Below are 10,960 nucleotides of genomic sequence, written 5' to 3' on the forward strand. Positions count from 1 at the left end.
CCTTGGTTAGATTCTGAGAGATTTTATCATTTCTCAAACTGCGGCTGAGTGCTACACTTGCGGCGCAATCATTTCCTGTCAGAAAGAAGGACCTTCTCAATGAATCAAATGTCAAGGCGCCAGTTCCTTAAGGTATCTGGCGCAACCATTGCCGGCTCGAGCCTGGCGGTGCTTGGCTTTGCTCCCGGAACGGCACTCGCCGAAGTCCGTCAGTACAAGCTGGCCCGCACGACCGAGACCCGGAATACCTGCCCTTACTGCTCAGTGGGCTGCGGCCTGCTGATGTACGGCCTGGGCGACAACGCCAAGAACGTGGCGGCGTCGATCATCCACATCGAAGGCGACCCGGACCACCCGGTCAATCGCGGCACCCTGTGCCCGAAAGGTGCCTCGCTGGTCGACTTCATCCACAGCCCGAGCCGCCTGCTGGAGCCGGAATACCGCGCACCAGGCGCCACCGAGTGGACCAAAATCAGCTGGGACAAGGCGCTCGACCGCATTGCCACGCTGATGAAGCAAGACCGCGACGCCAACTTCATCGAGAAGAACGCCGACGGCCAGACCGTCAACCGCTGGCTGACCACCGGCATGCTGGCCGCATCGGCCGCGAGCAACGAAGCGGGTTACCTGACCCACAAGGTTGTTCGTCCGATGGGCATGCTCGTATTCGATAACCAAGCACGTGTCTGACACGGCCCGACGGTGGCAGGTCTTGCCCCGACGTTTGGCCGTGGCGCGATGACGAATCATTGGGTCGACATCCGTAATGCGGACGTGATCCTGGTCATGGGCGGCAATGCCGCCGAAGCACACCCCTGTGGTTTCAAATGGGTGACCGAAGCGAAGGCCCATAACAAGGCCAAGCTGGTTGTGGTCGACCCGCGTTTTACCCGTACCGCGTCCGTCGCCGACTATTACGTTGCGACGCGTACCGGCACGGACATCGTATTCCTTGGCGCGATCGTCAATTACCTCCTGACGAACGACAAGATTCATCACGAGTACGTCAGGAATTACACCGACTTCTCCTTCATCGTGCGCGAAGACTTTGCCTTCAATGACGGCATCTTCTCGGGCTACGACGAAAAAGCCGGCAAGTACACCGACAAGTCGAGCTGGAACTACGAAATCGGCGAGGATGGCTTTGCCAAGGTCGATCCGACCCTGCAGCACCCGCGTTGCGTGTACCAGCTGATGAAGGCGTTCTACTCGCGCTACACGCCGGAAAAAGTGCAGCAGATCTGCGGCGTCTCGCCCGAGCAGTTCCACAAGGTTGCCGAGACCCTGGCCTCGACCGCCGTGGCAGGCCGTGCCGCGACCATCCTGTATGCGCTGGGCTGGACCCACCACTCGACCGGCGCCCAGACCATTCGCCTCGGCGCCATGGTCCAGCTGCTGCTGGGCAACATTGGCATCGCCGGCGGCGGCATGAACGCACTGCGCGGCCACTCGAACATCCAGGGCCTGACCGACCTCGGCCTGATGTCGAACCTGCTGCCGGGCTACATGACGCTGCCGTTCGAGAAGGAGCAAGGCTTCGACGACTACATCGCCGCACGTGCGTCGAAACCGCTGCGTCCGAACCAGCTGAGCTACTGGAGCAACTACAAGAAGTTCCACGTCTCCTTCATGAAGACCTGGTGGGGCGACTTCGCCACCGCCGACAACAACTGGGCCTACGACTACCTGCCGAAGCTGGACAAGCCTTACGATCTGCTGCAGGCCATCGAACTGATGGACAAGGGCCAGATGAACGGCTACATCTGCCAGGGCTTCAACGTGATCGCCTCGGCGCCGAACAAGGCCAAGGTGACCCGTGCGCTGGCCAAGCTCAAGTTCCTGGTGGTGATGGATCCGCTGGAAACCGAGACCGCCGAGTTCTGGAAGTCGCATGGCGAATTCCACGTGGTCGATTCGAGCAAGATCCAGACCGAAGTGTTCCGCCTGCCGACCACCTGCTTCGCCGAAGAGCGCGGTTCGCTGGTCAGCTCCTCGCGCGTGCTGCAGTGGCACTGGCAAGGCGTCGAGGCGCCGGGCAAGGCACTGCCGGACATGGACATCATGGCGGGTATCTTCCTGCGCATGAAGGCCATGTACCAGAAGGACGGCGGCAAGTTCCCGGATCCGATCCTGAACCTGACCTGGCCGTACAACAAGCCCTTCGCACCGACCCCGGAAGAAGTGGCGATGGAGTTCAACGGCAAGGCACTGGCCGACATCACCGATCCGAAGGATCCGACCAAGATCCTGGCCAAGAAAGGCGACCAGCTCAACAGCTTCGCCCTGCTGCGCGACGACGGCACCACCACCTCGGGCAACTGGATCTGGGCTGGCTGCTGGGGCACTTCCGGCAACCAGATGGGCCGCCGCGACAACAGCGACCCGACCGGTATCGGCAACACCCTGAACTGGGCCTGGGCATGGCCGGCCAACCGCCGCGTGCTGTACAACCGTGCATCCTGCGACGTCAACGGCAAGCCTTTCGATCCGACCCGCAAGCTGGTCAGCTGGAACGGCACCACCTGGAGCGGCGCCGACGTGCCCGACTTCAAGATCGACGAGAATCCGGCCGGCGGCATGAACCCCTTCATCATGAATGCCGAAGGTGTGGCGCGTTTCTTCGCCCGCGGCATGATGAACGAAGGACCGTTCCCGGAGCACTACGAGCCGTTCGAAAACCCGGTGGGCAAGAACCTGATGCACCCGGACAACCCGAAGGCGACCAGCAACCCGGGCGCCCGCGTGTTCCCTGGCGACCGTGCAGACTTCGGCACGGCCAACGAGTTCCCGGTGGTGGCGACGACGTATCGCCTGACCGAGCACTTCCACTTCTGGACCAAGCATGCGCGCCTGAATGCGATCATCCAGCCCGAGCAGTTCGTCGAGATCGGCGAGGCGCTGGCGAAGCAGATCGGCGTGGCCAGCGGCGAAACCGTCAAGGTGAGCTCGAAGCGCGGCCACATCATCTCGAAAGTGATCGTGACCAAGCGTATCCGTGCGCTGAAGATCGACGGCAAGGAAACCCATACCGTCGGCATTCCGCTGCACTTCGGCTTCAAGGGCCTGACCAAGCCAGGCTATCTGACCAACACCCTGACCCCTTCGGTGGGCGACGGTAATTCGCAAACACCGGAATTCAAGTCCTTCCTGGTCAAGGTCGAGAAAGCATAGAGGCCGGGAGAATCTTATGGCATTACAATCTTTGGATATCAAGCGGGTTTCCGCGACCACCGTCCAGCAGCCAACCGCCCGCCACCCGGTGGGTGGCGAGGTGGCCAAGCTGATCGACGTCTCGAAGTGCATCGGCTGCAAGGCTTGCCAGACTGCCTGTATGGAGTGGAACGAGCTGCGTGACGAAGTCGGCGTCAATTCCGGCGTGTACGACAACCCGATCGACCTCACGCCGCAATCGTGGACCGTGATGCGCTTTGCCGAGCACGAAACCAACGACGGCAACCTCGAGTGGCTGATCCGCAAGGACGGCTGCATGCACTGCGAGGATCCGGGCTGCCTGAAGGCCTGCCCGTCGCCGGGCGCGATCGTGCAGTACAACAATGGCATCGTCGACTTCCACCAGGAAAACTGCATCGGCTGCGGCTATTGCGTGTCCGGTTGCCCCTTCGATGTGCCGCGCATCTCGAAGAAGGACAACCGCGCCTACAAGTGCACGCTGTGCTCCGACCGCGTGGCGGTGGGCCAGGAACCGGCCTGCGTCAAGACCTGCCCGACCGGCGCCATCATGTTCGGCACCAAGGAGGCGATGAAGGAGCAGGCCGCCGGCCGTATCGAAGACCTGAAGGAACGCGGCTTCGAGAACGCCGGCCTGTACGACCCGGCCGGCGTTGGCGGCACCCATGTGATGTACGTGCTGCACCACGCCGATCGTCCGGCCCTGTACAGCGGCCTGGCGAATGCGCCGGCCATCAGCCCGATGGTGGGGCTGTGGAAAGGCGTCACCAAGCCGCTGGCCCTGATGGGCCTGGCCGCGGCCGCGGTCGCCGGCTGGTTCCACTACAGCCGCGTGGGCCCGAACGAGGTCAGCAAGGAAGAAGAAGCCGAGGCCCTGGCCGAAGCCAAACGCCTGAAGGGGGAGACGAAGGGGGAGAATCACGATGCATGATCGACATGGCAACCCGGCCGGCGTGCCGCGCGACAAGGATGGGCATCCGCTGATCCAGCGTTACACGGCAAACGAACGGAGCAACCACTGGTTCACCGCGATCCTGTTCATCCTGCTGGCCCTGTCCGGCCTGGCCATGTTCCATCCGGCCATGGCCTGGCTGTACGGCCTGTTCGGCGGCGGCCAGTGGACGCGCATCCTGCACCCCTTCTTCGGGGTGCTGATGTTCGTCTCCTTCATGCTGCTGGCGCTGCGCATGCGCGCCCACAACCACTTCGAAGAAGGCGACACGCAATGGCTGCGCCAGATCGGCGACGTGCTGGCCAACCGCGAAGAGAAGCTGCCCAAGATCGGCAAATACAACGCCGGCCAGAAGCTGCTGTTCTTCACGCTGGTGCTGTGCATGATCGTGCTGATGCTGTCCGGCATCGTCATCTGGCGCCAGTGGTTCTCGCACTTCTTCCCGATCGGCCTGATCCGCTTCTCGGCCCTGATGCACGCGTTGTTTGCGTTCATCATCATCATGTCGATCATCGTGCATATCTATGCCGGCATGTGGATCAAGGGCTCGATCGGCGCGATGGTACGCGGCACGGTCACCTACGGCTGGGCGCGCAAGCACCATCCGAAGTGGTTCCAGAAAGTCATGAAGGAAGGCGAGCGCAGCCACTGACGGGCGCCTGCCCGGCACGCTTCGCCGCATTCATTTAAAATAGGCCGCGGTCGCCATGGCGACCCGGCCTTTGTTTTTAGTCGAGATAAATCGTGGTTCAACGTCTGCTCCAACCCGGCGAGATCGAAGCCCTCGATCACAACGCCATCCCCCGCCTGCACCTGCCCCGCCCGGCCTCCCTGTTCGAGGCCCGTGCGCGGCGTCTGCGCCAGCTCGCCGCCGGCGAGGTGCCCGGCATTCCGGTCGAGGAAGCGCTGCGCGGCTACCTGGGCCTGATGGCCGTCGTGGCCGACGCCCAGCACGCGCTGGTCGCCAGGCTCGGCCCCACCGGCGTGGTGCTGCCCGACCAGGCCGCGCTGCGCGCCGCCCACGATCACAACATGCCGCCGCTGCCCGTCAGCGGCGCGCGTCCGGCCAACTGGCAGGCCGTGTTCGGCGCCCTGCTGGACGTCCTCGCCGAAGCCGAAAACGCACCGCCGCAACTGGCGCCCGCCCTGGCGGCGCTGCGCGCGACCCCGAGCGCCGAACTGGAAGGCATCGCCGACGCCGTCCTCGGCAGCTACCCCGACGGCGCCGATCCGCTGCGCGCCCCCTTCGTCGCCGCCGCCCTGCAGGTGGCCTGGAGCATGATGGCCGCCCAGCTCGACGAGGCCTGGGCCCAACCGCTGATGACCGGCACCCTGTGCCCGGTGTGCGGCTCGCATCCGGTGGCCAGCGTGGTGCGCATCGGCGGCCAGTCGCAGGGCTACCGCTACCTGCATTGCAGCGTCTGCGAATCCGAGTGGCACATGGTGCGCGTCAAGTGCTCCTGCTGCGAGGCGAACGGCAAAGTCAGCTACCAGGGCCTGGTCGCGCACGACGCCGATCCGATCGCGGAAAACAAGCAGGCCGCCAAGGCCGGCAAGCCGCTCGACAAGGCCAACGACCCGACCAAGGTCGCGCGCGCCGAGACCTGCGACGACTGCTGGACTTATCGCAAGATCTTCAACCAGGAGCACGACTTCCACGTCGAGCCGCTGGCCGACGATCTCGCCAGCATGCTGCTCGACGTGCTGGTGACCGAAGCCGGCTATTCCCGCGCCAGCGGCAACCCCTTGCTGTGGCTGCGGGAAAACCAATGAGCGCGGCGGTGCCGGCACCGGGCCGCGCGCGCCTGCCCGCGGTCCACCTGCTGCTCGACGACGCCACCTGCGCGCCCTTGCTGGCGCAATATGGCCGCGAGCAGACCGTGGACGCCGTGCGCGCCGAGCTGGAGCTGCTGCGCGCCGCGCTGTTCGGCGGCGCGGCAGCCAGCCCGGCCGGCACCGCTGTACAAGACGCGCCCGATACCTCGGCCGCCGCCATCCTGGCCCGCACCGCCGAGCGCCTGCGACGCGCCAACGCGCCGACCCTGCGCGCGGTCTACAACCTGACCGGTACCGTGCTGCACACCAACCTCGGGCGCGCGCTGCTGCCGGACGAGGCGGTGCAGGCCGTGGTCGAAGCACTGCGCTGGCCGATGAACCTGGAGTGGGACATCGAGACCGGCACCCGCGGCGACCGCGACAGCCTGGTCGAAGCCCAGTTGCGCGAGCTGACCGGAGCCGAAGCCGTCACCATCGTCAACAACAATGCGGCCGCCGTGCTCCTGATGCTGAACTCGCTGGCCCAGGGCCGCGAGGTGATCGTCTCGCGCGGCGAGCTGGTCGAGATCGGCGGCGCCTTCCGCATTCCGGACATCATGACCCGCGCCGGCGCCACGCTGCGCGAAGTCGGCACCACCAACCGCACCCATCCGAGGGACTATGCGGAGAACGCCGGACCGGCCACCGCGATGATGTTGAAGGTCCACTGCAGCAACTACGCGATCACCGGCTTTACGCGCGAGGTGACCCTGCCCGAACTGGCGCCGCTGGCGCGCGAACGCGGCATCCCGCTGGCCGTCGACCTCGGCAGCGGTACCCTGGTCGACCTCGAACGCTACGGCCTGCCGCACGAAACCACGGTGCGCGAGACCCTCGCCCAGGGCGCCGACCTGGTCACTTTCAGCGGCGACAAGCTGCTCGGTGGCCCGCAATGCGGGATCATCGCCGGCCGCCGCGACCTGGTCGAGGCGATCAAGAGAAACCCACTGAAGCGCGCGCTGCGCGTGTCGAAGCTGACCCTGGCGGCGCTGGCCCCGGTGCTGAACCTGTACCGCGCGCCCGACCTGCTGCCGCAGCGCCTGACCACGCTGCGCCTGCTGACGCGTCCCGCCGCCGACATGCGCGCGCTGGCCGAATCGCTGCTGGATCCCATGCGCGCGGCGCTCGGCGACGACTACACCGTCGACACCGCGCCGATGGCCAGCCAGATCGGCAGCGGCGCGTTGCCGGTCGACCGTCTGCCCAGCCACGGACTGGCGATCCGCGCCCGCGCCGGCCTGCGCGGCAACCCGCTGGGCGTACTGGAACGGCGCCTGCGCGCGCTGCCGCGCCCGGTGGTCGGACGCATCGCCGACGACACCCTCTGGCTGGACCTGCGCTGCCTGGAAGCCGGCCAGCGCGAGGCCTTTGCCGCCCAACTGACGCAACTGCAAGCATGATCGTCGGCACCGCAGGACACATCGACCACGGCAAAACCACCCTCACGCGCGCCCTCACCGGGGTCGACACCGACCGCCTGAAGGAAGAGAAGGCGCGCGGGATCTCGATCGAGCTGGGTTATGCCTACCTGCCGCTGGAAAACGGCGGCATGCTCGGCATGATCGACGTGCCCGGGCACGAGAAATTCATCCGCACCATGGCGGCCGGCGTGACCGGCATCGACCTTGCGCTGCTGGTGGTCGCCGCCGATGACGGCGTCATGCCGCAGACCCGCGAGCACCTGGCCATTCTGGAACTGCTGGGCGTCGAGCGCGGCGTGGTGGCGCTGACCAAGTGCGACCGCGCGGACGCGGCCCGGATCGAACGCGTCGAGCGCGAGATCGGCGCGCTGCTGGGCGGTACCGCGCTGGCCGGGGCGCCGCTGTTCCGCACCAGCGCCACCCAGGCCGGCGATGCCGGAGTGGCGGCCTTGCTGGACTGGCTGAAAAACGTCGAGCGCGGCCTGCCGCGGCGCGACGAGGCGCGCCTGTTCCGCCTGGGCGTGGACCGCGTGTTCACGCTGGCCGGCCAGGGCACGGTGGTGACCGGCACGGCGCTGGCCGGCAGCGTGGCGGTTGGCGATACCCTGGTGCTGGCGCCGTCCGGCCGGCAGGTGCGGGTGCGTGCGATCCACGCCCAGAACCGCCCCGCCGAACGCGGCCAGGCCGGCCAGCGCCTGGCGCTGAACCTGGCCGGCGCCGCGCGCGAAGACATCGAACGCGGCGACTGGCTGGTCGATCCGCGCATGGCGGCCAGCTCCGAGCGTTTCGACGCCAGCGTGTCGCTGCTGGCGGATGCCGGCGCGCCGCTGAAAGCCTGGTCGCCAGTGCACGTGCATATCGGTGCGGCGCACCGCCTGGCGCACCTGGTGCCGCTCGACGGCGAACAGCTGCAGCCGGGCCAGCGCGGGCGGGTGCAACTGGTCTTCGAACAGGCGCTGCACACGGTGCCGGGCGACCGCTTCGTGATCCGCAACGCCCAGGCGACCCAGACGCTGGGCGGCGGCCTGGTGCTCGATCCTTTCGGGGCGCCGCGCAAGCGCAGGAGCGCCGCCCGTCTGGCCTGGCTGGATGCGCTCGAAGCCTTTACACGGCATGGCGAGCCCGCGGCTCTGCTGCGTGCCAGTCCCACCGGCCTGGCCGGCGCCGAACTGGTGCGCCTGACCCAGCTGCCCTTGACGGACCTGGCGCTGCCGCAAGACACGCTGCGCCTGCCGTTGGCCGGCGGCGACGCGCTGCTGCTCGATCAAGCCATGCTGACGCCGCTGCAGGACAAGGTGCTGGCCGCACTGACCGACTTCCATGCGCGCCAGCCGGACGACGCCGGCCCGGAACTGTGGCGCCTGAAGCGCATGGCCGCGCCAGAGCTCGACGACGCGCTGTGGAGCGGTCTGGTGGCACGCATGCTGGATGCGGGCGCCCTGGCGCGTAACGGCCGCAGCCTGCACCTCCCGGGCCACAGCGTGGCATTGGGCGAGACCGAACAGGCCCTCGCCGCGCGCCTGCTGCCGGCGCTGCAGGCCGGGCGCTACGATCCGCCCTGGGTACGCGACCTGGCGCGCGAGTTCGCGCTGGCCGAAGAAACCGTGCGTCAGTTGCTGCGCAGGCTGGCGCGCTCGGGCCAGCTCAGCCAGGTGGTGCCGGATCTGTTCTATCATCCGGCACCGCTGGCCGAACTGGCACGCATCGTCGCCGATTTGCCGGAACCCGACGCCGCCAGCTTCCGCGATGCGACCGGGCTCGGCCGGAAACGGGCGATCCAGATTCTGGAGTTTTTCGACCGCGTCGGCTATACTCGACGGGTTCGCAACAGCCATCTGCTGAGGCCGAACGCGAGTTGGCAATAGCCTGGTCGCCACGACATGGAAGGCATTCTCATCCGGTGATGGGGCCGGGCTTCAAACCCGGTGGGGGGCGTTAGCCGCTCCCCTGTAAGTTCGACTCTTTCTGCCTTCCGCCAATCCCCTTACTTCGAACCGCCAGTGCCACGCACGTCGAAAGCCGCGCGCTGGTCCGGCGTCAGCGCGCGCTCGGACGGCTCGGTCTGCAGCGTCGCCTCGGCGCCGCCCTTGCTGGCGCCGTCGAGCTGCACCGAGGCCGTCGGACCCTGCGACTTGTCGCTGGACGCCGGCTGATCGGCGGCGGCCGCCTTGCTGGCTTGCTGCGCCGGCTTGCCGGGCTTGCCCACATTCGCGGCGCGGTCCTTCAGGCCCTGGTTCGGATGCCTGGCATCCTGCTGGTGGGCGGTGGCGGTGAGGCCGGGCGTGGCGTCGGTGCCGGCCTTGCTGTCGGCCTGCTTGCCCGGCGGGTTCGAATAATTGGTCACGGAATGGCTCTGGGCGTTTGCCAGGCCGACGGTGCCGGCCAGCGCCAGCAGGATCAGGGTTTTCTTCATCCTTGTTTCTCCATAATGAAATTGATGTCACGCGGCTCGGCGATCTCGACGCCATTGCGTTCGGCGCGGAAGCGCTTCGACATCGCATACACCTCCTTGCGCACCCGCATGACGGAGCCGAGCGGACGGTGCGCCGCCAGTGCGTGCCAGGGGTTGAATTGCATGCCCTCGTCGATGCGTTTGGCCCGTTCCTCGCTCCAGGCCGGCTGCGGCTCGACCTTCAGGCGCGCGACCGCGACATAGGGGCTCAGTTCCTGCGGCCATTCGACCGAGGCATCTTCGATCGGCATCTTGTCCAGGTCCGTGCACAGCTGGATGCGCAGCTCCCACTCGCCGCTGGAACCCGCGAAATAGTCGACCACGGCATCGCGCAGGCCGTCGGGTTTAGCTTTCAGGTCGACCGGCGCATCTTTTAAGGCGGTCAGCGACTCCGATACCGGTGCCACCGACACCTTGGCCATGTAATCGCCGTACAGGATCGGCACCTGGCTGAAATAGGTTTCGCCCAGCGGGTTGGTTTCCGGATGGCCGCCCAGCGACTTCAGCGTCACGCTCTCGCCGCCCACCGCCTCGACCGCCTTTTCAGCACCGCGCGCCACCGCCGAGAACAGGCGCTTCAGGTTCGGCGCCTTGTCGGTGGTCGCGGCCAGCAGCTTGGCGCTGCCGGCAAATTTCTGCGCATTCGGCGCCGAGAACACCGGCCCGTTGACCAGCACGAAGTCCTGGGTGCTGTCGTTCTCGCTGCCGTCGACGCGCGCGCCCGGCACGCCGATCACCTTGAGCGCCATGCCGCGCGGGGTCGAGACATCGTCGCTGAGGATGTCGCCGGGTGTGGTCGACAGGCGCAGCACCACCGGATAGCTGCCGGCCTCGGCGAACAAGCCCTGCGCGTAGGCCGGCGGGAGGCCGTCGATCACCGTCAGTTCGCCGACCAGCAAGCCATGCGTCTTGGCGTGCACGCTGCGGATCGCATGGCCCGAATCCTCGTAAGTCTTGAGAGAGATGCCGTGCATCGTGTCCTTCAGCTCGAAAGCCGTCTCGGCTTCCTTTTCTTCCGGCACTTCGACGGCGGGCGAATACGGGATCGGACGGATATCGGCGGGAGCGTTCATGGCGTGGCCTGGGTGATTGATCGAATAACCATTCTGACAGGCGCAGCCGGCGCCTTCC

8 protein-coding genes and 1 tRNA gene are annotated in these 10,960 nt (G+C 66.7%); 7 read left to right on the plus strand and 2 right to left on the minus strand.

All coding sequences use genetic code 11. The features are described 5' to 3' along the window. The first annotated feature begins 99 nt into the window (after nt 1–99). The 7 genes from fdnG to NX782_RS19440 all read left to right on the plus strand — a co-directional run bounded on the left by fdnG (nt 100) and on the right by NX782_RS19440 (nt 9,355). Nucleotides 100–3,171, plus strand: a complete 3,072-nt coding sequence (gene fdnG, locus NX782_RS19410; protein ID WP_258847132.1) for a formate dehydrogenase-N subunit alpha — start codon at nt 100–102, stop codon at nt 3,169–3,171. Nucleotides 3,172–3,187: 16 nt separating this feature from the next. Further along, on the plus strand, nt 3,188–4,120 hold the full coding sequence (gene fdxH / locus NX782_RS19415; protein WP_258847133.1) for a formate dehydrogenase subunit beta: 933 nt from the start codon (nt 3,188–3,190) through the stop codon (nt 4,118–4,120). Continuing rightward, nucleotides 4,113–4,793, plus strand: a complete 681-nt coding sequence (locus NX782_RS19420) for a formate dehydrogenase subunit gamma (RefSeq protein WP_258847134.1) — start codon at nt 4,113–4,115, stop codon at nt 4,791–4,793. The genes fdxH and NX782_RS19420 overlap by 8 nt, the downstream gene beginning before the upstream one ends. Before the next feature lie 92 nt (nt 4,794–4,885). Beyond that, the gene (gene fdhE, locus NX782_RS19425; RefSeq protein WP_258847135.1) at nt 4,886–5,914 is read left to right on the plus strand and encodes a formate dehydrogenase accessory protein FdhE; all 1,029 of its coding nucleotides are present in this window, start codon (nt 4,886–4,888) and stop codon (nt 5,912–5,914) included. After that, on the plus strand, nt 5,911–7,356 hold the full coding sequence (gene selA, locus NX782_RS19430) for an L-seryl-tRNA(Sec) selenium transferase (protein ID WP_258847136.1): 1,446 nt from the start codon (nt 5,911–5,913) through the stop codon (nt 7,354–7,356). Before fdhE ends, selA begins: the two co-directional genes overlap by 4 nt. Further along, the gene (gene selB, locus NX782_RS19435) at nt 7,353–9,242 is read left to right on the plus strand and encodes a selenocysteine-specific translation elongation factor (protein ID WP_258847137.1); all 1,890 of its coding nucleotides are present in this window, start codon (nt 7,353–7,355) and stop codon (nt 9,240–9,242) included. The genes selA and selB overlap by 4 nt, the downstream gene beginning before the upstream one ends. A 17-nt stretch (nt 9,243–9,259) precedes the next feature. Continuing rightward, a tRNA-Sec gene (locus NX782_RS19440) sits at nt 9,260–9,355 on the plus strand. A gap of 6 nt (nt 9,356–9,361) precedes the next feature. Here the strand turns inward: NX782_RS19440 and NX782_RS19445 are convergent. Together NX782_RS19445 and NX782_RS19450 are read right to left on the minus strand one after the other, a co-directional pair. Further along, nucleotides 9,362–9,790, minus strand: a complete 429-nt coding sequence (locus NX782_RS19445; protein WP_258847138.1) for a hypothetical protein — start codon at nt 9,788–9,790, stop codon at nt 9,362–9,364. Continuing rightward, nucleotides 9,787–10,902, minus strand: a complete 1,116-nt coding sequence (locus NX782_RS19450) for a catalase family protein (RefSeq protein WP_258847139.1) — start codon at nt 10,900–10,902, stop codon at nt 9,787–9,789. Before NX782_RS19450 ends, NX782_RS19445 begins: the two co-directional genes overlap by 4 nt. Nucleotides 10,903–10,960 lie beyond the last annotated feature (58 nt).

Source organism: Massilia norwichensis, from assembly GCF_024753245.1.
Taxonomy (GTDB): domain Bacteria; phylum Pseudomonadota; class Gammaproteobacteria; order Burkholderiales; family Burkholderiaceae_D; genus Telluria; species Telluria norwichensis.